The organism is Curvivirga sp. (assembly GCF_965219885.1).
Classification (GTDB): Bacteria; Pseudomonadota; Alphaproteobacteria; order UBA8366; family Aestuariispiraceae; genus Curvivirga.
The window spans coordinates 16,395-40,919 of sequence record NZ_CBDCOT010000008.1 but is presented as its reverse complement, the minus strand read 5'-3'; the positions used below and the strand labels follow the sequence as shown (position 1 = coordinate 40,919).

Below are 24,525 nucleotides of genomic sequence, written 5' to 3'. Positions count from 1 at the left end.
GATTATGCTGACATGCCGGAAAGCATGTACCAGGTTACGAACACAACCACACCAATTAGCATGGCAAACGCATAATGATAAACATATCCGGACTGAAGCAAGCTTGCTAACTTGGAACCATCTTTGGTTCGTGCAGCCACACCGTCAGGACCGAAATAGTCAATTGTTTTCTCGTCACCGCGTTTCCAGAAGAAACGACCGATCACGAAAGAAGGCTTCACGAAAATCGCATCATACAATTCATCGAAATACCATTTATTAAGTGAGAAGGCATATAAGCCACTGAAGCTTTTTGCCAATTTGTCTGCACTGCCCGGCTTTTTGATATAAATAACCCAAGCGAGTACCAAACCAAGAACCATCACAACAAATGGAGACCAAACAACCCAAGAAGGTACTTGTTTCGCTTCTTTCATAATATTGTTTGCTTCTGCGATGTAGATCGAACTACCCCAGAATTCTTTATAGCCTTCACCGATGAAGTCCCCTGCGAACACCGCACCGAAACCAACAGCACCAACAGCAAGAATTGCCAATGGGATTGTCATAACCAATGGGCTTTCATGAACATGCGCCATTGTTTTCTCATCCGCACGAGGTTTTCCATGGAAGGTCAAGAACATCAAACGCCAGCTATAGAACGAAGTCATCAATGCCGCAATCACGCCTAACCAGAACGCATAACCACCAGCACCAGAGCCTGCCGCATAAGCCGCTTCAATGATCATATCCTTAGAGAAATAGCCAGATAAACCAGGAACACCGGTAATTGCCAATGTACCAATTAACATCACAGCCCAAGTGAATGGGATCAACTTACGGATGCCGCCCATTTTCATCATGTTTTGTTCATCAGACATCGCATGAATCACAGAACCTGCACCAAGGAATAACAATGCTTTAAAAAAAGCATGAGTTGTTAGATGGAACATAGCTGCTGGATATGCTGAAACGCCTGCTGCGAAGAACATATAACCCAACTGAGAACATGTAGAATAAGCAATCACACGTTTAATATCTGTCTGTGTCAGACCAACTGTTGCAGCAAAGAAAGCTGTCGTTGCGCCAACGATTGTCACGACAGTCAATGCCACTTCAGAGAATTCGAAGATTGGTGACAAACGACATACCATAAATACGCCTGCTGTCACCATTGTCGCCGCGTGAATCAAAGCTGATACAGGTGTTGGACCTTCCATCGCGTCTGGCAACCATGTGTGTAAACCAAGCTGTGCTGATTTACCCATAGCCCCCATAAACAATAACAAACAAGAAATTGTAATGGCGTTGAATTCCATGCCAAGGAACACAAAGTTAGCTTCTGCAACGGCAGGGATTGCTGCAAAGATTGTATCAAATTCAACAGAACCTGTAAGAACGAAGATTAAGAAAATACCCAATGCAAAACCAAAGTCACCAACACGGTTTACAATAAACGCTTTCATTGCTGCCGCATTTGCGGATGGTTTTTCGAACCAAAAACCAATCAAAAGATAAGATGCAACACCAACGCCTTCCCAACCAAAGAACATTTGCACCAAGTTATCTGCTGTTACCAACATCAACATGGCAAATGTAAAGAAACTTAGATAAGCCATGAAACGTGGTACAGATTTATCATGATGCATATATCCGATAGAATATAGGTGCACCACGGATGACACTGTTGTTACCACAATCAACATCACTGCAGTTAACGTATCAACTTTCAAAGCCCAGTTGAAAATAAAGTCACCAGAAGCAACCCAAGAAAGAACGGTTACCGTATATGCGTTGCCACCAAAGCCCACATCAAAGAATGTGAACCAAGACATAGCAGCCGCAACCATCAGCAAGCCTGTTGTAATAATTTGAGATACCTTATCGCCCAAAGCACGACCGAAGAAGCCGACAATCAATGCGCCAATTAAAGGTAAAAAGACAATACCGGTAATCATAGTTTGACTTAGCCCTTCATGGTATGAATGTCGTCGACCGCGATGGTCGCACGATTACGATAATAAACGACAAGGATCGCCAGACCGATTGCTGCTTCCGCAGCGGCAACCGTTAAGACAAAGATCGAGAAGATCTGACCCGATAAATCCTGTAAATGCGTAGAGAATGTCACCAAGTTGATATTCACCGCTAGCAACATAAGTTCAACGGACATCAAGATGATAATGACGTTCTTCCGGTTCAGGAAAATACCGAACAATCCCAATGTGAAAAGGATGCCAGCCACTGAAAGGTAATGCGCAATACCAATTTCCATGATTAAATCCCTCCCCCAGATGAAACTTTAACCAATTCAACCTCTTCTGAAGCCGGGCGAGCAATCTGATCCATGATACGCTGTTTCTTAACACCATCACGAGAACGAAGGGTAAGAACGATAGCGCCAACCATCGCCAGCAACAGAACCATGCCAGATCCCATAAACAAATATACATAATGCGTATAAATGAGATTACCCAAGGCTTCTGTATTATGAACCTCTGACGCAGCTGGTGTCGCTGTTGCCGCATTCACTGAAATAACTGCAGGTTCAACCACCCATGCGGTGAAGATTGTAAATAATTCAACAAGGAGAACAGCACCTACCGCTAATCCAATTGGCAAATATTTAACAAAGCCGCGGCGCATCTCGTTCAAGTTCACATCCAACATCATTACGACAAAGAGGAACAACACAGCCACAGCCCCCACATAAACAATCACGAGGATCATTGATATGAATTCTGCGCCTTGCAACAGGAACAGACCTGCTGCATTAAAGAATGCAAGAATAAGAAACAACACGGAATGTACCGGGTTTCTTGCTGTAATCACCATAAAACCGCAAGCGATCGTGATGATTGCGAACATATAAAAAACAAGGGTCTGTATCATCTATCTAACCTCCAGCTTCAGCTGGTTTTGATTCCCTTTAAACATGAAAAACATCAAATCTTCCCTTCTGCCTTATCGATAAGGCGCATCCAATTCGATGTTTTTCGCAATTTCAAATTCCCAACGATCACCATTCGCAAGAAGCTTGTCTTTATTATAGAAAAGCTCTTCACGAGTTTCTGTTGCAAATTCAAAATTTGGTCCCTCAACAACTGCATCTACCGGACATGCTTCCTGACAGAAGCCACAGTAGATACATTTTGTCATATCGATATCGTAACGTGTTGTACGACGTGAACCATCTTCACGAGGTTCAGCTTCGATTGTAATCGCCTGTGCAGGACAGATCGCTTCACAAAGCTTACATGCAATACAACGTTCCTCACCATTAGCATATCGACGTAACGCATGTTCACCGCGAAAACGTGGACTTAGTGGTCCCTTTTCATAAGGATAGTTGATTGTATGTTTTGGACGGAACATGGCTTTAAGTGTGAGTGCCATGCCCTGAAGCAATTCAGTCAATAGGAAAGAACGTGCTACCTGATCAAAAGACATTTTTTTCTTCCTTCCTTAACCTGCTAGAAATCCGCCATATACCGCAATACCTGCATATAAGAATACGCAAAGTAATGTGAATGGTAGGAAGACTTTCCAGCCCAAACGCATTAACTGGTCATAACGATAACGTGGGAATGTGGCACGAACCCAAAGGAAACCAAACAACATCAAAGCTGTTTTTAAGGCAAACCAGATTGGCCCCGGGATCATGTTCAATGGCGCGATATCAAATGGTGGCAACCAACCGCCTAAGAATAATGTTGTCGCCATACCGGACATTAAGATCATATTCGCATATTCCCCAAGGAAGAATAACGCAAATGTCATCGATGAATATTCAACGTTGTAACCGGATACCAATTCCGCTTCCGCTTCAGGTAAGTCAAATGGCGCACGGTTTGTTTCAGCCAAAATGGAGATATAGAAAACCACGAACATTGGTAACAATGGAATCACAAACCACATATTTTCTTGTTGATACCGAACGATATCAGACAAGTTCAAACTGTTTGTAAAGATCAATACAGTCACGATTACCAAGCCCATGGATACCTCGTAAGATACCATCTGAGCCGCAGAGCGTAACGCACCTAAGAAAGCATATTTAGAGTTAGATGCCCAACCGGCAATCACGATACCGTATACACCTAACGAAGAGATCGCGAATAGATATAAAATACCAACATTGATATCCGCTAATACCATCCCTTCACCGAAAGGAATTACGGCCCAAGCAATCAACGCCAAAATGAACGTCAGTGCTGGTGCAATTACAAATAATGCGCGGTTGGAACCAGAAGGAATAATTGTTTCTTTCAAGAACAATTTCAAACCATCCGCAAGAGGTTGCAATAAGCCAAATGGGCCAACAACGTTTGGACCTTTACGATATTGCATCCAACCAATCACTTTACGCTCAGCCAATGTCAGATAAGCAACTGACAAAAGAATCGGCACTGTAATCAGCAAACAATAAATCACAATTGCAAGTAAGGGAGCAGCATAGTCCTGCCACCAAACCGCATTAATGAGACCTGCCAAGAAATCAGCCATTGGTTCCTGTCGCCTCCCCTTCAGCCGCTTTCGCGTTTAGAATGATATCTTGTGTACATTTTGCCATAGTCTCGGAAGAACGACTAATTGCACAAGTCATATAGAAATTTTCAATCGGACTAGCAAAAACGTCAGAAGACATATCGCCTGATGTACCGAAATCACCCCAAGTTGCTGTTGGTGTCGCATCGACTTCAGCCATATGCGGGAAGTCTTTGCGCAATGCAACGCGTAGCTCAGATAAACTGTTATAAGGAAGTGTTTTACCCAGAACTTCAGATAGGGCCCGTAGAATTGCCCAATCTTCCTTCGCTTCACCCGGCGCAAATACAGCACGCTTACTTACTTGCACACGCCCTTCGGTGTTCACATAAGTACCTGATTTTTCAGTATAAGCAGATCCCGGCAAAATAACATCAGCAACATGTGCCGCTTTATCACCATGATGACCTTGATAAATCACAAAGGTATCCTTCAATGCCTCTGTATTGATTTCGTCTGCATCTAGTAAATAAACTGCTTTCACAGAACCTGCAGTCATATCAGCAACTGATTTACCAGATTTACCCGGAACGAAGCCAATATCCAGACCACCAACGCGACTTGCTGCCGTATGAAGCACGTTAAATCCGTTCCATTCATCAGTAATCATACCGGTGTCATCAGCAATTTTCTTTGCTGCAGCCAAGATCGCCGCACCGTCTTCACGGGCCAAAGCACCAGAACCAACAATAATCATCGGGTTCTTGGCATCTTTGAGGACTTTCGCAAAATCAGCTTTGCCATCCGCAACTTGCTTCAGGCTATCGGTTCCTGCACCTAAATAGCTGTAGTCATATGTAAGGCGAAGCGTTTCACCAATCATACCAACTTGCATTTGGCCAGTTAACCAACGTTTACGGATACGTGCGTTAATAATCGGCGCCTCCCAACGTGGGTTAGCGCCAACAATTAACAAAGCGTCAGCTTCTTCGATACCAGCAATTGTTGTGTTGAACAGATATGACGCACGTACTGAATTATCCAGTTTAGCGCCATCTTGGCGACAATCTGTATTTTCAGATCCTAGAGAATTCATAAGCTCTTTCAGGGCATACATGGATTCGACGTCTACCTGATCCCCTGCAATTGCGCCAATTTCATCACCTTTTAAACCGGAAAGTTTATCTTTCACTGCCGTGAAAGCCTCATCCCAACTTGCAGGTTTCAATTTACCATCAGCACCACGAACATATGGACGATCCAGACGTTGATTTTTCAATCCGTCACATGCGTAACGCGTCTTATCTGAAATCCATTCTTCGTTCACATCTTCATTTAGACGCGGAAGAACACGTAGAACTTCGTTCCCACGAGCATCAACACGAATGTTAGAACCTACGGCATCAAGAACGTCGATTGTCTCTGTTTTCTTTAATTCCCAAGGACGGGCATTGAACGCATAAGGTTTAGACGTCAACGCACCAACTGGACAAAGGTCAATCACGTTTGCAGAAAGTTCTGAAGAAACAGCGCGCTCCAGTGTAGAAATCTCTGCACTTTCACCGCGGTTCAACAAGCCCATATCTGTAACCCCACCTACTTCGGTAGAGAAACGCACGCAACGTGTACAATGAATACAACGCGTCATGATCGTATTGATCAATGGCCCCATGTATTTTTCTTTTACAGCGCGTTTATTTTCTTCAAAACGACTTCCATCACGACCATAAGCAACAGCTTGGTCTTGCAAATCACATTCACCACCTTGGTCACAAATTGGACAATCAAGTGGGTGGTTGATGAGCAAGAATTCCATTACCCCGTTTCGAGCAGAACGAACCATTTCGGAATCTGTGAAAATTTCCATACCGTCTCCGGCTGGAAGAGCGCAACTAGCGGCAGGCTTTGGAGGTCCAGGTTTGACTTCCACAAGACACATACGGCAGTTACCAGCAACAGAAAGACGTTCATGATAACAGAAGCGCGGTACTTCGACACCTGCTTGTTCGCAGACTTGAAGTACTGTCATCCCTGCATCAAATTCGACTTCCTGACCGTTTACCTGACAAACTGGCATTTCGGTTATCTCCTTATCGATCCGTTACGCTGCAGATTTTGCAATCTTGCGCGCTTCCATGATGCGCTTTTCCAATTCAGGACGGAAATGACGGATCAGTCCCTGAATTGGCCATGCAGCAGCATCACCCAATGCACAAATGGTTTTACCTTCGATTTGCTTGGTTACCTCCCAAAGCATATCGATTTGTTCAACAGTCGCATCACCACGTACCATACGTTCCATCATGCGCCACATCCAACCTGTACCCTCACGACAAGGTGTACATTGGCCACAGCTCTCATGTTTGTAGAAATATGATAAACGTGCAATTGCTTCGACAACATCAGTGGATTTATCCATCACAATTACTGCAGCGGTTCCGAGACCGGATGTATGTTCACGAAGAGCATCATAATCCATCAAAACATCGTCACAGATATGTTTTGGTAACAATGGTACAGAAGAACCACCTGGAATAACCGCAAGCAAATTATCCCAACCGCCACGAACACCACCGCAATGCTTTTCAAGCAGTTCTTTGAGCGGAATGGACATTTCTTCTTCAATGTTACATGGCTTATTCACATGACCAGAGATACAGAACAATTTGGTACCGTGGTTATTTTCGCGACCAAAGCCTTTAAACCAATCCGCACCGCGTTTCAAAATAGCAGGCGCAGATGCAATTGATTCCACATTGTTCACTGTTGTTGGACGACCATAAAGACCAGCCATAGCGGGGAAAGGTGGTTTCAAACGTGGTTGACCTTTTTTACCCTCAAGGCTTTCAATCAACGCCGTCTCTTCACCACAGATATATGCCCCTGCTCCGCGATGTACGAAAATATCGCAATCATAACCGGATTTGCAGGCATTCTTACCGATCAATCCCGCATCATAAGCTTCTTTAACTGCGCCTTCTAAAACGGAGGCCTCATAAACAAACTCACCACGGATATAGATATATACAGCAGTTGCACCGATCGCGCGAGCCGCTAACAAGCAACCTTCTAAAAGAATATGAGGATCATTACGCATGATCTCACGGTCTTTACAGGTACCCGGTTCGGATTCGTCAGCATTCACCACTAGGTATACTGGGCCTTCAACGTCTTTCGGCATAAAGGACCATTTCAAACCTGTCGGGAAACCCGCACCACCGCGACCACGAAGACCTGAAGCTTTCATTTCTTCGACAATCCAATCACGGCCTTTTTCCAATAAAGCTTTGGTACCATCCCAGGCACCACGCTTCATAGCATCTTTCAAATTCCACGGATGATATCCGTAGAGGTTTGTGAACATGCGATCTTTATCTTGTAGCATATCTCACTCTCCCCCTATGCGCTTTTCTGCGGGAAGTCACCTTCCAGCAGGACAATAGGACCACCTTCAGGCTCAGAACAGCGACGACCATTTTGTGGTCCGATTTTCACTGTTTCGCCTGCCTTTAAGGCATCCAAAATTGTCAAAAGGCTTTCTTCCGTTAAATCTTCGAAGAAATCATCATTGATTTGGACCATTGGAGCATTAGAACATGCGCCCAAGCATTCAACTTCGGTTAGTGTAAATTCACCATCCGCAGTTGTTTCACCATTCTCAATACCAAGATGCTTCTCAACAGCTTTACGAAGCTCTTTAGCCCCGCGTAACATGCAAGGCGTTGTACCACATAATTGAATGTGATGATTCCCTACAGGAACCGTATTGATCATTGTAAAGAAGCTTGCCACTTCTTTGACGCGAATCAACGGCATTTCCAATAGCTTGGAGATGCCTTCGAACGCAGCCTCTGTCACATAGTGACCTTGGTCATGCAATTGACGTTGAGCTTGATCAAGACAAGTCAAAACCGCACTTTGCTTACGACCTTCAGGGTATTTAGCGATGGCGCGTTCAACTTCCGCCAAAAACTCTCCCTGAAATTCAAATGTTTCATTACTCATCGGTCAATCTCACCAAATACAACGTCGAAACCACCAAGAATCGCAACTGAATCCGCCAACATATGGCCTTTACAGAAATGATCCATAGATTGCAGATGCGCATATCCAGGGGCACGAATTTTACAACGATACGGTTTTGCAGAACCATCAGAAACAAGATACACGCCGAATTCACCTTTTGGTGCTTCCACAGCAGTATATGTCTCACCGGCTGGTACGTGGAAACCTTCAGTGAAGAGCTTAAAGTGATGGATCAACGCTTCCATAGATTGTTTCATCTCACCACGTTTAGGCGGACCAACCTTACCATCAGTTGTCATCACAGGGCCTTCAGGCATATCTGCAATACATTGGCGAATGATTTTCACACTCTCGCGAATCTCTGCGACACGAACAAGATAACGGCTATAGCAGTCACCGTTCTTGCCTACAGGAATATCGAAATCAATCTTGTCGTAAACATCATATGGTTGAGATTTACGTAAATCCCAGGCAATACCTGAACCACGCAAAGTCGGACCTGTGCAGCCCCATGCCATCGCATCATCAGGTGAGATAATCCCAATATCTACGGAACGTTGTTTGAAGATTCGATTGTCATTCAACAACGTTTCCATATCAGCAAGAAATTTAGGAAACTCATCTGCCCACTCAATGATTTTATCTGCCATACCAGCTGGCATGTCTTGATGAACACCACCAACGCGGAAATAAGCAGCATGCATACGCGCACCACAAACAGCCTCATAAATTTCCATCAATTTCTCACGCTCTTCAAACGCCCATAACATTGGTGTCATCGCACCAACATCCATTGCATAAGCAGGAACGTTCAATAAGTGATTTAAAATACGAGAAATTTCAGCAAACAATACGCGAATATATTGACCACGTTCAGGCACTTCAACGCCTAACAACTTCTCAGTTGCCAAGCAAAAAGCATGTTCCTGAGACATTGGAGCAACATAATCAAGACGGTCAAAATAAGGAACCGCCTGCATATAGCTTTTATGTTCAATTAGTTTTTCGGTGCCACGATGTAACAGACCAATATGTGGATCCACACGGTCGATCACCTCACCATCCATTTCCATCACCATCCGCAATACACCATGAGCCGCGGGATGTTGCGGACCGAAGTTAATTGTCATTGGTTTGATGGTTGGATCATCAGTTTTAATTAGGGTTTCGGCCATAACTACTTGCCCTCTCCCTCTTCTAAAGTCGCTTTCTCATCACCTGGTAAAACTGGTGTCATACCTTCCCAAGGACTAGAAAATTCGAATTTACGGAATTCCTGTGTCAGATGAACAGGCTCATACACAATACGTCCCTCTTCTTCGTCATAGCGAACCTCCACATGCCCTGTCAGCGGAAAATCCTTGCGAAGAGGATGACCATCGAAACCATAATCCGTCAGAATTCTGCGCAAATCTGGATGATCAGAGAAGAACACACCATACATATCCCATGTCTCACGTTCAAACCAGTTTGCAGTCGGCCAAATCGCACAAACACTCGGTACAGGGGTATCTTCGTCTGTTGAAACTTTCATACGGATACGCTGATTATGTTTCATACTCAAAAGATTATAAACTACTTCAAAACGATCTTCACGTTCAGGGTAATCAACACCGCAAATATCCATACATTGCTTAAACAAGCAACGCGCGTCATCACGAAGAAATTGAGAAACTTTTTGAATTGAATTCAAACCAACATAAAGAATCAGTTCACCATTCTTCATTTCGTAAGATTCGATGTCGTCTGAAAGCTTCGCCTCTACATAAGCGCCAAGTTCTTCCAACGCTTGATTAACTTCACTCATATCAAGCATCCTTAGCGTTTAATAGAACCAGTTCTACGGACTTTCTTCTGTAATTGAAGAACACCGTAGATCAAAGCTTCTGCTGTTGGTGGGCACCCTGGGACGTAAACATCCACAGGAACAACACGGTCACAACCGCGAACAACCGCATATGAATAGTGATAATAACCACCGCCATTTGCGCAAGATCCCATGGAAATCACCCAGCGTGGCTCTGCCATTTGGTCATAGACCTTACGCAGCGCGGGGGCCATTTTATTTGTTAACGTACCAGCAACAATCATCACATCTGATTGACGTGGAGATGCACGTACGACAACGCCGAAACGGTCCAAGTCATAACGTGGCATATATGCATGAATCATCTCTACCGCACAGCAAGCCAGACCGAAAGTCATTGGCCACATAGATCCTGTGCGTGCCCAGTTCACCAACTTGTCAAAATTTGCAACAACAAAGCCTTTATCTGTTAGCTCGTCATTTACAGCCTGCAAAGTCGGGTTAGGCTTATTTTGAGACGGATTAGAGATTACTCCCATTCTAGAGCCCCTTTCTTCCACTCATAGGCAAAGCCAATGGTCAAAATTACTAGGAAAATCACCATAGACCAAAAACCAAACAATCCGATATTCCCGAGACTAACAGCCCATGGAAAAAGAAAAGCGACTTCGAGATCAAAAATGATGAAAAGTAAGGTCACAAGATAGAAGCGAACGTCAAAGCGTGTACGTGCATCGTCGAAAGCTTCAAAACCGCACTCATAGGCGGATAATTTTTCAGGATCCGGTTTCTGGCGCGCGACGATCATGCTTCCAAGAATCATAACCACGCAGAGTCCAATGGCAATACCCAAAAAGACCAGGATCGGAAAATACTCACTCAAGAGCTGATCCAGCATATTTAATGCTCCCCTTTACTAAGGCGTATACAAGCAGCCTCCACGCTACTTTTATACCTCCTCAGAATGTTAACGAATTGGAACCACGGAAGTAGTGCTTCAAACTCGTCATAAAAATCGATCCAATTGACCGAGAATAGATCACCTATTCTCAATAACAGTTATAGGCGCATTTTTCCAGCTAAAGCCTTGCTCTAGATCAAGTAATTAATCTAAAAGCGGCAACCTCTTATATCGGGCGCGACAAAAGACAGACGCAATTACACCTATTATTTTGCGGCACTATAGGGAGATTAATCGGAAAATCCAAGAGGGGGAAGTAAAAAAAATCTTATAAAGTTGAATATACAAGAGTCTGATTTTTCTCATAAAAAAAGCGTCAAACCATTTCGGCGACGCTAGCAACTTTCAAAAGAAAGTGGCGAGAGTGACGAGACTTGAACTCGCGACCTCCGGCGTGACAGGCCGGCGCTCTAACCAACTGAGCTACACCCCCACATATGTGGACATTGAATTTTGAGCTTCCTCAACGCTTCAACAAGCGTTTTTCTATTCCTCAACACATCTACTGTCAAGATAAATAACATTCTTAAGAGTAAATGGCGAGAGTGACGAGACTTGAACTCGCGACCTCCGGCGTGACAGGCCGGCGCTCTAACCAACTGAGCTACACCCCCACATTTGTGAGTATCAAAATCTTACTTTACTTTGCTTTAAGCTTAGTGCCGTTTGCTCTTGACGGGCGAATATCTACTTGCCTCGCCCCTCTCTGTCAACATGATGTTTATACTTTTTTTCATTATTTTGTCACATCTACCTGATTAACATCATATCTATTTGATTTTTAACAGTTTTCCGTTGCATGTTTTTTATATTTAGTTAACAGTTTCACATCAAAATAGTACTTAAATACGCCAGAGGCATTTAATCCAATACAAGCAAAAATAACTTCTGCATGAATCAGTTCAAAGCACATGTAAAAAACACAAATTAACTAATTGAAATACAATATAAAAAAAAGAAAAGGCCTCGCTTTATTGCGAGGCCTTATTCATGGTGGGCGATGACGGGATCGAACCGCCGACCCTCTCGGTGTAAACGAGATGCTCTCCCAGCTGAGCTAATCGCCCTTTAAGACAACTTGTCTTTGGGATTGAGATGTTGGAGTAGATGGTGGGCGATGACGGGATCGAACCGCCGACCCTCTCGGTGTAAACGAGATGCTCTCCCAGCTGAGCTAATCGCCCATCGTTTCCAAGTCTCTATCGGATGCGCGGTTTATATGAAAGTCCGCGGGTATTGGCAAGAGGTAAAATTCACTTTTTTCAATTATTTTTCTTTTTTTTCATGATCTAGAAACAAAAGAAAACGGCCACTTGAAAAAGTGGCCGTTTTCCTTAAATCACGTATAAACAGATATTAGCTGTTTACTGCGTCTTTCAAACCTTTACCAGCTTTGAACTTTGGTTGGTTAGAAGCTGGAATTTGAATTTTCTCGCCTGTACGTGGGTTACGGCCTTCAGAAGCAGCACGTTTTGTAACTGCAAAAGTACCGAAACCTACCAAACGTACTTCGTCGCCGGATTTCAAAGCGCCAGTTACAGCGTTGAATACAGCGTCAACAGATTTAGCAGCGTCAGCCTTAGAAAGACCAGATTCATTAGCTACAGAAGCAACAAGATCGTTTTTATTCACGATAGACCCCCTAGAATTTTTTATTGGGTTTCTTAAACAGATTAACGAAAGGTTCATCCTTTCGACGAGAAGCAGTTTAAAGTTATTTCTTTCTTCACGTCAATCATGAAACCGCAGATTTCTGCGGTTTTCCACAGATTTTTTATCATTTTCTATGTTGACATATCGTACAAAAACAAAACAGGCCCCAAAAATGGAGCCTGATTGAAACAATATTACCTAGAATGTAACAAGAATGTTAATGCGTGGTCACTTCATTATGCGATTCGTCGCCCTCGCTTACTGCAGTAACGGCCTCTGATTCTCCCTCATCATCATCCGCTTTCCATTCAATTGGCTTGGGTGATGTAGCTAAAGCATGTTCAAGCACTTCATCGACAGTAGAAACAGGTACAATTTCCAGTACTTCTTTCACATTATCCGGAATATCTTCTAGATCTTTTGTATTGTCGCGCGGAATCAATACCTTTGTAATCCCACCGCGAAGTGCTGCAAGAATCTTTTCTTTCAAACCACCGATAGGAAGTACACGACCACGTAAGGAAATCTCACCAGTCATTGCAACATCTTTACGAACAGGTATTCCCGAAAGCAATGACACGATAGAAGTTACCATAGCAACACCAGCCGATGGGCCATCTTTTGGAGTCGCACCTTCGGGAACATGCAGGTGAATATCAGCTTTTTCAAAAGCTGTAGGCTTAATACCAAAGCTCGGCGCACGGCTCTTCACATAACTTTCAGCAGCCTGAATAGATTCTTGCATCACATCCCCAAGCTTACCTGTTTTTATGAATTTTCCTTTGCCCGGAACCATCACAGATTCAATAGAAAGCAATTCACCACCAACTTCCGTCCAAGCCAAACCAGTAACTACACCGATTTGATCCTCATCTTCTGCCTCGCCGAATCTAAATTTACGAATACCTGCATATTCTTTTAGATTCTCATCGGTAACTTCGATGGATTTCTTTCCATCCATCATAATTTCCTTGATACCTTTACGGCATACATTGGCGATCTCACGTTCAAGACTACGTACACCAGCTTCGCGCGTATAATAACGAACAATATCGCGAATAGCCTCGTCCGAAATTGTCCATTCCCCATCTTTCAAACCATTTTCTTTGATTTGTTTCGGTACCAAATGACGTTTGGCAATTTCAATTTTCTCAGCTTCGGTATAACCCGGAATACGAATAATCTCCATACGGTCCAATAAAGGGCCGGCCATATTTAAAGAGTTAGACGTTGTTACAAACATTACGTCTGAAAGATCATAATCGACTTCGAGGTAATGATCTGCAAATGTTGCATTTTGTTCAGGATCCAATACCTCAAGCAATGCGGAAGATGGATCACCACGCCAGTCATTTCCAAGTTTATCGATCTCATCTAACAAAAACATCGGATTCGATGTTTTTGCTTTTTTCATACCCTGGATCACCTTACCAGGCATGGATCCAATATAAGTTCTACGATGCCCACGAATTTCTGATTCGTCACGTACACCACCAAGAGACATACGCACAAAATTACGATTCGTAGCTTTTGCGATAGATTGACCTAATGATGTTTTACCAACACCCGGAGGGCCAACTAAACAAAGAATCGGACCTTTCACTTTATTCATACGTGCTTGTACCGCAAGATATTCAAGGATTCGATCTTTAACTTTCTCAAGACCATAGTGATCTTTATCCAAGATTTCTTTCGCTCGGTTCAAATCTTTCTTGATTTTACTACGCTTTTTCCAAGGAATTGAAATGATCCAATCTAAATAGTTACGGACAACAGTCGCTTCCGCAGACATTGGACTCATCGTTTTCAATTTTTTCAATTCTGCATTCGTTTTTTCACGTGCTTCCTTGGTCAATTTTAACTTATCAAGCGTCTCCTCAAGTTCCGTCAGCTCATCCTTGCCATCATCCCCCTCGCCTAATTCTTTCTGAATCGCTTTCATTTGCTCATTCAGATAATATTCGCGTTGGGTCTTTTCCATCTGACGCTTCACACGGCTGCGTATCTTCTTCTCAACCTGCATTACGCTAATTTCGCCTTCCATAAAGCCATACACTTTTTCAAGACGTTCAGAAGCAGAAGATAGTTCAAGAATTTCTTGTTTCTCATCAATCTTCAAAGAAAGGTGCTGTGCTATCGTATCAGCTAGTTTCGATGGATCTGTGATCTCATTTACAGTTGCTAAGATCTCTGCCGGAATTTTTTTATTTAATTTAATATATTGTTCAAACTGACCAACTGCTGCGCGCGCCAAAGCTTCGAGTTCTGCAGAATCTTCTTCAACAGGTACTAGATCAGTTGCATAAGCTTGAAAAAAATCCGGATTGTCAGAATAATCTTCAATCTTCACACGATGCTGTCCTTCAACAAGGACTTTTACAGTACCATCAGGTAACTTCAATAATTGAAGGATAGTACCGACCGTACCAATCTCGTATAAATCTTCCACTGACGGATCATCTACAGATGCATTTTTCTGGGTGACCAACAGGATTTGCTTATCATCCTGCATCACATCTTCAAGAGCTTTAATAGATTTATCACGACCGACAAAAAGCGGTACAATCATATGCGGAAACACAACAATGTCTCGCAAAGGAAGGATTGGATAGAGCGCAGCTTGTGAAGCTTCTAACATGTTAAGACCTTTCTTTATACAACAGAATTTTCCCTGCTAAGGCGAAACATCCTGTCTATTTGTCCTTTATCCAAAAATTTGATTACATTCTAGTGTCAATCAAATCATTAAGTGAACGGGCTTCCCAAAATCTTGGCAAAGCCCATTCATAGGGAATCAGGCGCTGCTTTCAATTTCTTCTTTACGTTCAGCATAAATGTGGAGAGGATCGGCCTTACTTTCAACCACCTCTTTATTAATAACCACTTTTTCTACGCCTTCCAAAGAAGGTAATTCATACATGGAATCAAGCAAGATACCTTCCATGATAGAACGAAGGCCACGTGCACCGGTTTTACGTTCAATTGCCTTACGTGCAACCGCACGAACAGCATCTTCTGTAAATTCCAGTTCAATTTTTTCCATATCAAACAAGCGTTGATATTGCTTCAACAACGCATTGCGTGGCTGAGTCAGAATTTCAACCAATGCATCTTCATCAAGATCGGTCAAAGTTGCAATCATTGGTACACGACCAACGAATTCCGGGATCAAACCAAATTTCAGTAGATCCTCAGGTTCAATATCACGTAGTAACTCACCAACATTACGATCGTCTTCAGACTTAACATCAGCTCCGAAACCAATTGAAGAACCTTTTCCACGGCCAGCGATAATTTTATCAAGACCGGCAAAAGCACCGCCACAAATAAATAGAATATTAGTTGTATCAACTTGTAAAAATTCTTGTTGCGGATGTTTGCGACCACCTTGTGGAGGAACAGAAGCAACCGTCCCTTCCATAATTTTCAATAAGGCTTGCTGGACACCCTCACCCGAGACATCACGAGTAATGGAAGGATTATCAGCTTTACGGCTAATTTTGTCCACCTCATCGATGTAAACGATACCGCGTTGAGCGCGTTCCACATTGTAATCAGCAGCCTGTAGCAATTTAAGAATAATATTCTCAACATCCTCACCAACATAACCTGCTTCGGTGAGTGTTGTTGCATCAGCCATTGTGAATGGAACATCAAGGATGCGAGCAAGAGTCTGAGCAAGAAGTGTCTTACCGCAACCTGTTGGGCCAATTAGAAGAATATTGGATTTTGCCAATTCCACATCACCATTCTTGCTTTCATGAGCAAGACGTTTGTAATGGTTATGAACCGCAACAGCCAAAACGCGCTTAGCAAAATCTTGGCCAATGACATAGTCATCAAGTACATCACGAATCTCTTGTGGTGCGGGAACCCCTTCACCAGACGTCGCCAAAGATGTAGATGTATCTTCTTTTATGATGTCCATACAAAGTTCTACGCATTCGTCACAGATGAACACTGTTGGACCTGCAATTAACTTACGTACCTCATGCTGGCTCTTGCCGCAGAAGGAGCAGTATAATGTATTCTTTGAATCACCGCTGCTGGTGGTCTTGCTCATTTATTTTTCTTTCATCAAAAAAGCATCGATATAAATTTAATTATAGACCCCAAAACCGGGCGAGCAATCCGAAATTACAGATTTCTTCACTATATCCGATATTAAAAGAATATTTTATTGAGATCGATATGATCAACCGCCTCATTTAATTAAGTTTTATTCGTTTTCGGAACATTCATTAAACATCACAAAAAAAAGGCCTCCTAAATTGAGGAGGCCTTAATAACTTTAAATAAGTTACATATTACTTATTCGTCATCACCATCCAAATCAGGGCGAGAATCAACAACTTCATCAATCAACCCAAATTCTTTAGCTTCTTCAGCTTCCATGAAATTGTCGCGTTCCATAGCTGTTTCAATAGTTTTGAGATCCTGACCTGTATGCTGTACATAAATTTCGTTCAAATTCGCACGCATACGCAAAATCTCACGCGCTTGGATTTCAATATCAGTAGCTTGCCCCTGAGCACCGCCAGACGGTTGATGAATCATGATACGAGCATTTGGAAGTGCAAAACGCTTACCTTTATCCCCCGCAGTTAATAACAATGACCCCATTGAAGCAGCCTGTCCTAAACATAGAGTGGATACACTAGGGCGAATATATTGCATTGTATCATAGATAGACATACCAGATGTAACGACACCGCCAGGTGAATTAATATAAAATGCGATATCTTTCTTTGGATTTTCAGCCTCAAGGAACAATAACTGCGCACAAATTAAACTTGCGACATGATCATTCACCTGACCAGTCAAAAAGATGATGCGCTCTTTTAAAAGGCGGGAATAAATATCATATGAGCGTTCGCCACGGTTTGTTTGTTCCACAACCATAGGAACAAGAGTATTCATATATACGTCAATTGGATCGCGGTCTGTAATCATGGTGTGGCCACCCCCTGTATTTTAAAAAGAGAATCAGTAAGTAGAAGAACTTACTCTAGAAAGCACTAATCCCACGGATATGACAAGCAGAAATGCCTGAAGAGTCCGTGGGATTAGCATATAAGTGATTTGTCCGAAATTACCAGACCGAAATCATCTGATCCGGTAATATCTTTAAATCTTTATTTTTTTGCTGCAGCTTTCTTCGCAGAAGATTTCTTAGATGCAGATTTTTTAGAAGTAGCTTTCTTTGCAGCTTTCTTAGCTTTCGCTTTTTTTGCTGGCTTAGCTTCTGCTTCATCTGGATCTTTAACCAGCTCATCAACGCTGATTTCTTCTTCTGTTACTTTCGCCATTTCAACCAAGAAGTCTACAACCTTGTCTTCGAAGATTGGCGCCTGCAAGCTAGCCATAGCTTCAGGATTTTGCTGGTAATATTGCATTACCTGCATTTCCTGACCTGGATATTTGCGTGCTTCATTCATGATTGCTTTATTCAAATCATCCTGAGCAACCTGAATGTTGTTTTTTGTACCAATTTCGGACAACAATAGTCCGAGCATTACGCGACGAACCGCAATTTCACGATATTCAGCTTTCAATTCGTCTTCATCTTTAGACGAATCATCTTCGTCCAATTGACCAGCTTCTTTAGCTTGTTCGAACTGCTTCCAGATACTGTCAAATTCTTGCTCTACCATACCTGCGGGTACTTCGAAATCGTGTCCTTCTTGCAATGCGTCTAATAGTTGACGCTTGGTACGGTTACGCGCGAATTGATCGTAATCAGCTTCTAAACGTTCACGGATATTGGATTTTAACTGATCCAAATCTTCCAAACCTAGGTTTTTCGCTAACTCGTCATCAATTGCAGTTTCAACATATTCACGTAATTCTTTAACATCTACTGCGAATACTGCTGCTTTACCTTTTAGGTCTTCTGCATGATATTCTTCTGGGAAAGTTACATTAACTTCCAAAGAATCACCTGGCTTTGCGCCAACTAGTTGCTCTTCGAAACCTGGAATGAACTGACCAGAACCCAATTCCAAGTTATGACCTTCACCAGCACCGCCAGGGAATTCAACACCATCAACGGAACCTTTAAAATCGATAACAACAACGTCACCATCTTTTGCTTTACGTGCTTTTGCAACTGGCTCAGATTTACGGAAGTCTTTAGCGATACGCTCTAGCGCTTCGTCTACTTCGGACTCTTCGATTTTTGCTTTGTATTTAGTCAATTCGATGGAAGCGAAATCCATCTCTTTGATTTCAGGCATACATTCAACGCCCATTTTGAAAACAAGATCTTTGCCTTCATCAAAGCTTTCAATTTCGATTTTTGGCTGCATAGCAGGACGAAGTTCATTTTTAGAAACAACTTCGGAACTGCTTTCATTGACAGCAGCTTCCAAAACTTCACCCATCACAGATTTACCGAAACGTTGACGTAAAATTGTCAATGGCACTTTGCCTTTACGGAAACCCGGAAGATTGATTGTTTTGCCAACTTCTTGCAGGCGGGAATCAACACGTGCGTCGATATCAGAAGCAGAAACCGTTACAGTATATTCACGGCTCAAGCCTTCATTTTTAGTTTCGTTAATTTGCATGGAAACAACCTTTAGTCAGGCATGTGAAAGTTTAAACTCTTTGCTTATAACCATGTATAAGAGATCGGAACATGGTGACCGCATTTTTTTATATGCGGGACTTCGAGGCTGCTCTTACTTCGGAGCGTCTTTGGTGCGGTCGGAGAGACTCGAACTCTCACACCATAAGATACTAGAACCTAAATCTAGCGCGTCTACCAATTCCGCCACGACCGCGCATCTACAAAGAAGGCTCCGAAAACACCGCCTCGGTGTCTCAAGCGCGGCGGTTCTATAGCAGTCTGATTTCGGTCCGTCAAAGCCTAACTGACAAGTTTTTTCATTTTTCTGTATTTTTTTTTATTTTTGGCAGTTTTCGGTCATTAAAAAAGGGGCTCAAATAGGCCCCACTCTCTTTTGATGGTACATCATACCATCAAAAGACATTTAAAACTGCCAGATGATTCTAGCTAGCGATCCTATCCTGATACATCTCAGTAAATGTATTTAATGCTAAAACACGAGGGCCATGTATTTCCGAGTAAGCCATACATGCCTTTTCCATTTTAAGTTCATAACGCACATGAGGTATGCCAAATGAATCTGCTGCAACCGATAAAACCCGAGCTGTTTCCACCATATGATCTTTGCGTTCCCGCCGAAACAAAGCCCCAGCTTTTACATATTCTAATTTCTGACCTCGTTTAAAAAACATACTACTTCTTTCTTTGCCTTTTGCGTTTAAGTAATTCGCTTGGCTCTTTCCTTGAAGGATTATGGTTCTATTTAAACCAGCGTTCATTGTTATAGTTTCCCATCGCTTTGGTGATTAACATTCATCACCATTCCTAAAGATATCCTATAAGCCCCTAAGCACGAATCGTACCACGTATCCGATTCGCACGCAAATAAATTAAGATTAGAAGTTTTTTCTTATTTTTTAAGTTAACAAAAATATATTAGTAATTGAAAGTTAACATTATTTTTTATATTAGATTTTTAAACGCTTGTGGAATTGCATCGACAAGATCTTCTGCAATCAATCCTTGTCCACATAAATTGCCCAGTTCCCCATGTAACCAAACAGCTGCAGCGGCGGATGAAAATGCCTGATTTCCTTGCGCTAATAGCCCGGTAATCATCCCAGCTAAAACATCCCCACTCCCTGCCGTTGCCAAATCAGATGGCGCGTTACTATTAATAATTGCCTTACCGGACGGGTCAGCAATCACCGTGTCCGCCCCCTTAAATACGATCACTGCCCCAGATTGTTTCGCTGCAAGGCGTGTTTGTTCCAATTTTCCAATTGGTTGAGACAAGATTTCAGGAAAAAGTTTCCCAAACTCCCCTTCATGAGGCGTCATAATGCAAGGGCCTTTTATAGAATTGAAAAGCAAATCCTGATTCTCGGAGAACATAGAAAGTGCATCTGCATCCAATACAGTTGGCTTGCCTTCTTTCATAGTCGTTAATACACGCTCTTGTGCACCAAAAGCATATCCCATTCCGGGGCCAATCAAGTAAGCATCCGCACGCTGATCACGTAAAATCTCTTTATATCCTGTTGTGTCACGATACCCCCGAACAATAACACTGGATAAAGACACACGATAAAGAGTGGATGCTTTTTCCGGACTCGCAATAACAACATAACCCGCCCCTATTCTTTGTGCTGAGCGTGCTGCCAAACGCGTTGCACCCGTCATTACTTCTGCACCTGCTACGATTGCATATCCGCGAGAAAATTTATGAGCATCATGCTTTGGCGGATGAAATAAATCGCGCCACAATCCCTTATGATTCTCAATACAACTTATTTGATCGGTTTGGATATTTTCATCCTTTATACCTATATCAGCGAGGATCAGCTCCCCCGTCAAGGCACGTCCTGGATATAAGAGATGTCCTGTTTTCTTATGGCAAAAGGTAACAGTTGAATGTGCTTGCCTCGCATGCCCTAATATCAGTCCCGTATCCCCATTCACGCCACTTGGAATATCTACGGATACGATTGGTAAATCTTCTAAAGAATCTAAGAACTCAATCAATTCAGGTTCTAAAGTGCGGTCTAGCCCGGTTCCGAAAATTGCATCTACGACTAATGTTAGATTGCTTAACGAGGCCGATTCTAGTGCTAATAACTCCCCTTCCCATCTTTCTGCCATAGCGGTTGCATCTTGGCTCATCTTTTCAGAGTCACCAAATAACACAACTTGGACATCCCAGCCCATCTTTTGCAAATGCCGTGCAACAACAAATCCATCTCCACCATTATTACCCGGGCCACAAAGGATTAATACATTACCCTTAGAAAACGTCCTCCGTATATGCTTTACAACCGCAATACCGGCATTTTCCATCAACCATAAACTATCTGTTCCTGTGTCAATCTCTGCTTGATCAGTTTTTCTCATTTCCTCTACGGATAAAAGATTGTGTTTCATTTCAGGCTGCTCTTGCTTATAGGTGGGTAACTAAATGGATTTAAACTAATATTTATAGTATAATGATCTCATACATAAAGGTATAGCGATGAGCACGGAACGTCTAACAGAAATGGAAATAAAAATCGCTGAATTGGAACAAACTGTTTCTGAGTTAAACGAGGTCGTTACCACTCAGTGGGCACAAATTGACAAACAATCATTGGAAAACAAAATCCTTATGCAAAAGATACAGCGTATCGAAGAAGGGTTAAAATCTATGGATGATGCGCCGCCACCGCATTATTAAACTTTACTAATTATGCTCTGTTTTTGATTTGCTAAAATTCTGGCTCATCTAAAATTTCAAAACTGGACCTAATCTGGCAGCCAGTTCTTTGCTAAAAGACAATCAGGAAAATTTTGATAAAAACAGCGGAGTATAATTCGATGCGTACCGAGACAAATAATATGGATGCGTTCTGGATGCCGTTTACAGCAAACAGACAGTTTAAGAAGGAACCTCGCCTTCTGAAATCCTCTAAAGACATGTATTACACCAACACAGATAACCAGCAAATCCTTGATGGCACAGCCGGTTTATGGTGTGTGAATGCTGGTCACTGCCGTCCAAAAATTACTGAAGCAATCCAAAAACAATGTGCAGAACTTGATTATGCGCCAGCTTTCCAGATGGGCCATCCAATCGCATTTGAACTTTCCTCTCGTTTGGTGAATTTGCTTCCACAAGGTTTGGACCACGTGTTTTATACAAACTCTGGTTCCGAATCCGTAGAGACAGCACTAAAAATCGCGCTTGCTTATCATAAAGCACGTGGTGAAGGTTCTCGTACCCGTTTAATCGGCCGTGAACGTGGTTACCATGGTGTAAACTTTGGTGGTATTTCTGTGGGTGGCATCGTTGCCAATCGTAAACAGTTTGGCACATTGTTGACAGGTGTTGATCACTTGCCACATACACATTTGCCAGAACAAAACGCTTTCACAAAAGGCCAACCAGAACATGGTGCTTATTTGGCAGAAGATCTTGAGCGTATCGTTGCTCTTCATGACCCATCCACAATTGCAGCCGTGATTGTTGAACCAATGGCTGGCTCCACCGGCGTATTGATGCCACCTAAAGGCTATTTGGAAAAGCTTCGTGAGATCTGCGACAAATACGGCATCTTGTTAATTTTTGATGAAGTTATCACAGGTTTTGGTCGTTTGGGTTCTGCCTTTGCAACAGACCATTTCGGCGTAACACCCGACTTAATCACAACAGCTAAAGGTTTAACTAATGGTGTTATTCCAATGGGTGCTGTTTTCGCAAAAGATTTCATCTATGACACATTGGTTCAAGGCCCAGAGAACATGATCGAATTGTTCCATGGCTATACCTATTCTGCGAACCCAATTGCTTGTGCAGCTGCATTGGCAACATTGGACACATATGAGGAAGAAGGCCTTTTAACCCGTGCATCTAAATTGGATGCTTACTGGGCAGATCGCATTCATTCTTTGGCAGATTGTCCAAATGTCGTTGATATTCGCAATATGGGACTAATCGGTGGTATCGAATTAAAAGGTATCGACGGTGAACCAACAAAACGTGCCTTCTCTGCTTTCTTGAAGGCATATGAGAAAGGTCTGTTGGTCCGTACAACTGGTGACATTATTGCACTCAGTCCTCCATTGATCATTTCAGAAGAACAAATAGACTTTATCTTCAATACATTACGTGAAGTATTACACGAAATCGATTAATGTTGCTGATCAATGTAGATCAATAAAAAAAGCCGGAGAAGCAATTTTCTCCGGCTTTTGCTTTGAGTAACAAGTTTATAAATAACTATTTACCTTGCCATACAGGGTCGCGCTTTTCAGCAAATGCACGTGGGCCTTCTTCTGCGTCCTCAGAGGTCAACATCTTCTTATACTGAGGAGATCCACCTTCGCGCATAAATTTGAAGCCTTCTTCAGTCGTCATCCCCTTCGTATCACGCATCAATTCTTTGATAGCCCCAACGGCTAAAGGAGCTGCAGAACAAATATCATTTGCCAGCTCACGCGCTTTATCCATCAATTGTTCCAATGGAACTACATAGTTTATCATTCCCCAATAAGATAGCTGTTCTGCTGATAAACGTTTACCTGTCATCAACCATTCATTGGCTAATTGGTGTGGTACGTTACCAGGTAGACGAATTGTACCTGCATCTGGGATAACGCCTGCGAAAACTTCACCAAAGAAAAATTCCGCATGTTCTGCAGCAACAACCATATCTGCAGCCAAAGCCAGTTCAAAGCCACCACCAACAGCCATACCATTAACTGCAACAATAACAGGCTTATTCAAATTAGGTAATTCACAAAAACCACCAAAGCCACCTTCGCCATAATCAGATTCATAATCTTCTCCTTCAGCCGCAGCAGATAAATCCCAACCAGCAGAAAAGAAACGTTCGCCTGCACCAGTTAGAATTGCAACGCGCATTTCTGGATCGTCCCGAAACTCCGTAAAAACGCGACTCATTTCCTGACTAGTCGCTTGATCAATTGCATTTGCCTTAGGACGATCTAAGGTCACTTCAAGGATTGGACCGTTCTTAACTACTTTTACAGCATCAGACATTATAC

General features: G+C 42.7%; 22 protein-coding genes and 5 tRNA genes. 2 read left to right on the top strand and 25 right to left on the bottom strand.

The genetic code is table 11. From position 1 onward, the window contains the following. Window positions 1-2: 2 nt before the first annotated feature. The 24 genes from nuoL to ACOQOA_RS02720 form a co-directional block, all read right to left on the bottom strand. Window positions 3-1,937, bottom strand: a complete 1,935-nt coding sequence (gene nuoL / locus ACOQOA_RS02835; RefSeq protein ID WP_420547141.1) for an NADH-quinone oxidoreductase subunit L — start codon at window positions 1,935-1,937, stop codon at window positions 3-5. Between the two features lie 8 nt (window positions 1,938-1,945). After that, window positions 1,946-2,254 carry an NADH-quinone oxidoreductase subunit NuoK gene (gene nuoK, locus ACOQOA_RS02830; protein ID WP_155154122.1) on the bottom strand — a complete coding sequence of 103 codons (309 nt, stop codon included), beginning with the start codon at window positions 2,252-2,254 and terminating at the stop codon, window positions 1,946-1,948. Window positions 2,255-2,256: 2 nt separating this feature from the next. Further along, window positions 2,257-2,871, bottom strand: a complete 615-nt coding sequence (locus ACOQOA_RS02825; protein WP_155154121.1) for an NADH-quinone oxidoreductase subunit J — start codon at window positions 2,869-2,871, stop codon at window positions 2,257-2,259. 72 nt (window positions 2,872-2,943) lie between these two features. Next, on the bottom strand, window positions 2,944-3,429 hold the full coding sequence (gene nuoI, locus ACOQOA_RS02820; protein WP_155154120.1) for an NADH-quinone oxidoreductase subunit NuoI: 486 nt from the start codon (window positions 3,427-3,429) through the stop codon (window positions 2,944-2,946). A 15-nt stretch (window positions 3,430-3,444) separates the two neighbouring features. Then, window positions 3,445-4,485 (bottom strand): NADH-quinone oxidoreductase subunit NuoH, encoded by a 1,041-nt coding sequence (gene nuoH, locus ACOQOA_RS02815; RefSeq protein WP_155154119.1) that lies wholly within the window; start codon window positions 4,483-4,485, stop codon window positions 3,445-3,447. Beyond that, a complete protein-coding gene (gene nuoG / locus ACOQOA_RS02810; RefSeq protein ID WP_420547140.1) occupies window positions 4,478-6,544 on the bottom strand; it encodes an NADH-quinone oxidoreductase subunit NuoG in 2,067 nt (688 codons plus the stop codon). The genes nuoH and nuoG overlap by 8 nt, the downstream gene beginning before the upstream one ends. Before the next feature lie 24 nt (window positions 6,545-6,568). Then, window positions 6,569-7,852 (bottom strand): NADH-quinone oxidoreductase subunit NuoF, encoded by a 1,284-nt coding sequence (gene nuoF / locus ACOQOA_RS02805; RefSeq protein ID WP_420547139.1) that lies wholly within the window; start codon window positions 7,850-7,852, stop codon window positions 6,569-6,571. Window positions 7,853-7,866: 14 nt separating this feature from the next. After that, entirely contained in the window at window positions 7,867-8,472 is a 606-nt protein-coding gene (locus ACOQOA_RS02800; protein WP_420547138.1) for a complex I 24 kDa subunit family protein, read from the bottom strand. Beyond that, on the bottom strand, window positions 8,469-9,668 hold the full coding sequence (locus ACOQOA_RS02795; protein ID WP_420547137.1) for an NADH-quinone oxidoreductase subunit D: 1,200 nt from the start codon (window positions 9,666-9,668) through the stop codon (window positions 8,469-8,471). Before ACOQOA_RS02795 ends, ACOQOA_RS02800 begins: the two co-directional genes overlap by 4 nt. Window positions 9,669-9,670: 2 nt before the next feature. Next, complete coding sequence (locus tag ACOQOA_RS02790) at window positions 9,671-10,300, bottom strand: NADH-quinone oxidoreductase subunit C (protein WP_420547136.1); 630 nt, start codon at window positions 10,298-10,300, stop codon at window positions 9,671-9,673. Window positions 10,301-10,311: 11 nt separating this feature from the next. Continuing rightward, entirely contained in the window at window positions 10,312-10,839 is a 528-nt protein-coding gene (locus tag ACOQOA_RS02785) for a NuoB/complex I 20 kDa subunit family protein (RefSeq protein ID WP_420547135.1), read from the bottom strand. Next, entirely contained in the window at window positions 10,830-11,198 is a 369-nt protein-coding gene (locus ACOQOA_RS02780) for an NADH-quinone oxidoreductase subunit A (RefSeq protein WP_407923888.1), read from the bottom strand. Before ACOQOA_RS02780 ends, ACOQOA_RS02785 begins: the two co-directional genes overlap by 10 nt. Window positions 11,199-11,617: 419 nt before the next feature. Further along, window positions 11,618-11,694 (bottom strand) — tRNA-Asp (locus tag ACOQOA_RS02775). Between the two features lie 104 nt (window positions 11,695-11,798). Next, window positions 11,799-11,875, bottom strand: a tRNA-Asp gene (locus ACOQOA_RS02770). 377 nt (window positions 11,876-12,252) lie between these two features. Then, window positions 12,253-12,328, bottom strand: a tRNA-Val gene (locus ACOQOA_RS02765). Between the two features lie 41 nt (window positions 12,329-12,369). Then, window positions 12,370-12,445, bottom strand: a tRNA-Val gene (locus ACOQOA_RS02760). Window positions 12,446-12,617: 172 nt separating this feature from the next. Continuing rightward, window positions 12,618-12,893 (bottom strand): HU family DNA-binding protein, encoded by a 276-nt coding sequence (locus ACOQOA_RS02755; protein ID WP_328597106.1) that lies wholly within the window; start codon window positions 12,891-12,893, stop codon window positions 12,618-12,620. A gap of 238 nt (window positions 12,894-13,131) precedes the next feature. Continuing rightward, complete coding sequence (gene lon, locus ACOQOA_RS02750) at window positions 13,132-15,552, bottom strand: endopeptidase La (protein ID WP_420547134.1); 2,421 nt, start codon at window positions 15,550-15,552, stop codon at window positions 13,132-13,134. 156 nt (window positions 15,553-15,708) lie between these two features. Beyond that, window positions 15,709-16,977, bottom strand: a complete 1,269-nt coding sequence (gene clpX, locus ACOQOA_RS02745) for an ATP-dependent Clp protease ATP-binding subunit ClpX (RefSeq protein ID WP_420547133.1) — start codon at window positions 16,975-16,977, stop codon at window positions 15,709-15,711. Between the two features lie 248 nt (window positions 16,978-17,225). Next, window positions 17,226-17,864, bottom strand: a complete 639-nt coding sequence (gene clpP / locus ACOQOA_RS02740) for an ATP-dependent Clp endopeptidase proteolytic subunit ClpP (RefSeq protein ID WP_420547648.1) — start codon at window positions 17,862-17,864, stop codon at window positions 17,226-17,228. A gap of 185 nt (window positions 17,865-18,049) precedes the next feature. After that, a complete protein-coding gene (gene tig, locus ACOQOA_RS02735; RefSeq protein ID WP_420547132.1) occupies window positions 18,050-19,483 on the bottom strand; it encodes a trigger factor in 1,434 nt (477 codons plus the stop codon). Window positions 19,484-19,614: 131 nt separating this feature from the next. Beyond that, window positions 19,615-19,699, bottom strand: a tRNA-Leu gene (locus ACOQOA_RS02730). Between the two features lie 229 nt (window positions 19,700-19,928). Beyond that, window positions 19,929-20,264 (bottom strand): hypothetical protein, encoded by a 336-nt coding sequence (locus tag ACOQOA_RS02725; RefSeq protein ID WP_155153247.1) that lies wholly within the window; start codon window positions 20,262-20,264, stop codon window positions 19,929-19,931. 184 nt (window positions 20,265-20,448) lie between these two features. Continuing rightward, window positions 20,449-21,906, bottom strand: coding sequence for an NAD(P)H-hydrate dehydratase (locus tag ACOQOA_RS02720; protein WP_420547131.1), 1,458 nt, complete (start codon window positions 21,904-21,906; stop codon window positions 20,449-20,451). Window positions 21,907-21,994: 88 nt separating this feature from the next. On the opposite strand from ACOQOA_RS02720, the gene ACOQOA_RS02715 reads away from it, so the two are divergent. After that, window positions 21,995-22,195: a SlyX family protein gene (locus ACOQOA_RS02715; protein ID WP_155154542.1), complete on the top strand. Its 201-nt coding sequence runs from the start codon at window positions 21,995-21,997 to the stop codon at window positions 22,193-22,195. A 140-nt stretch (window positions 22,196-22,335) separates the two neighbouring features. Continuing rightward, window positions 22,336-23,652 (top strand): aspartate aminotransferase family protein, encoded by a 1,317-nt coding sequence (locus tag ACOQOA_RS02710; protein ID WP_420547130.1) that lies wholly within the window; start codon window positions 22,336-22,338, stop codon window positions 23,650-23,652. An 85-nt stretch (window positions 23,653-23,737) separates the two neighbouring features. Here ACOQOA_RS02710 and ACOQOA_RS02705 read toward each other — a convergent pair whose 3' ends face one another. Next, window positions 23,738-24,520: an enoyl-CoA hydratase-related protein gene (locus ACOQOA_RS02705; RefSeq protein ID WP_420547129.1), complete on the bottom strand. Its 783-nt coding sequence runs from the start codon at window positions 24,518-24,520 to the stop codon at window positions 23,738-23,740. Window positions 24,521-24,525: the final 5 nt, after the last annotated feature.

Excerpts from the sequence above, each read along its gene's own strand:
- nuoL (WP_420547141.1), bottom strand. The coding sequence starts at position 1,937 with ATGATTACCGGTATTGTCTTTTTACCTTTAATTGGCGCATTGATTGTC.
- nuoK (WP_155154122.1), bottom strand. The coding sequence starts at position 2,254 with ATGGAAATTGGTATTGCGCATTACCTTTCAGTGGCTGGCATCCTTTTC.
- ACOQOA_RS02825 (WP_155154121.1), bottom strand. The coding sequence starts at position 2,871 with ATGATACAGACCCTTGTTTTTTATATGTTCGCAATCATCACGATCGCT.
- nuoI (WP_155154120.1), bottom strand. The coding sequence starts at position 3,429 with ATGTCTTTTGATCAGGTAGCACGTTCTTTCCTATTGACTGAATTGCTT.
- nuoH (WP_155154119.1), bottom strand. The coding sequence starts at position 4,485 with ATGGCTGATTTCTTGGCAGGTCTCATTAATGCGGTTTGGTGGCAGGAC.
- nuoG (WP_420547140.1), bottom strand. The coding sequence starts at position 6,544 with ATGCCAGTTTGTCAGGTAAACGGTCAGGAAGTCGAATTTGATGCAGGG.
- nuoF (WP_420547139.1), bottom strand. The coding sequence starts at position 7,852 with ATGCTACAAGATAAAGATCGCATGTTCACAAACCTCTACGGATATCAT.
- ACOQOA_RS02800 (WP_420547138.1), bottom strand. The coding sequence starts at position 8,472 with ATGAGTAATGAAACATTTGAATTTCAGGGAGAGTTTTTGGCGGAAGTT.
- ACOQOA_RS02795 (WP_420547137.1), bottom strand. The coding sequence starts at position 9,668 with ATGGCCGAAACCCTAATTAAAACTGATGATCCAACCATCAAACCAATG.
- ACOQOA_RS02790 (WP_420547136.1), bottom strand. The coding sequence starts at position 10,300 with ATGAGTGAAGTTAATCAAGCGTTGGAAGAACTTGGCGCTTATGTAGAG.
- ACOQOA_RS02785 (WP_420547135.1), bottom strand. The coding sequence starts at position 10,839 with ATGGGAGTAATCTCTAATCCGTCTCAAAATAAGCCTAACCCGACTTTG.
- ACOQOA_RS02780 (WP_407923888.1), bottom strand. The coding sequence starts at position 11,198 with ATGCTGGATCAGCTCTTGAGTGAGTATTTTCCGATCCTGGTCTTTTTG.
- lon (WP_420547134.1), bottom strand. The coding sequence starts at position 15,552 with ATGTTAGAAGCTTCACAAGCTGCGCTCTATCCAATCCTTCCTTTGCGA.
- clpX (WP_420547133.1), bottom strand. The coding sequence starts at position 16,977 with ATGAGCAAGACCACCAGCAGCGGTGATTCAAAGAATACATTATACTGC.
- tig (WP_420547132.1), bottom strand. The coding sequence starts at position 19,483 with ATGCAAATTAACGAAACTAAAAATGAAGGCTTGAGCCGTGAATATACT.
- ACOQOA_RS02725 (WP_155153247.1), bottom strand. The coding sequence starts at position 20,264 with ATGAACGCTGGTTTAAATAGAACCATAATCCTTCAAGGAAAGAGCCAA.
- ACOQOA_RS02720 (WP_420547131.1), bottom strand. The coding sequence starts at position 21,906 with ATGAAACACAATCTTTTATCCGTAGAGGAAATGAGAAAAACTGATCAA.
- ACOQOA_RS02715 (WP_155154542.1), top strand. The coding sequence starts at position 21,995 with ATGAGCACGGAACGTCTAACAGAAATGGAAATAAAAATCGCTGAATTG.
- ACOQOA_RS02710 (WP_420547130.1), top strand. The coding sequence starts at position 22,336 with ATGCGTACCGAGACAAATAATATGGATGCGTTCTGGATGCCGTTTACA.
- ACOQOA_RS02705 (WP_420547129.1), bottom strand. The coding sequence starts at position 24,520 with ATGTCTGATGCTGTAAAAGTAGTTAAGAACGGTCCAATCCTTGAAGTG.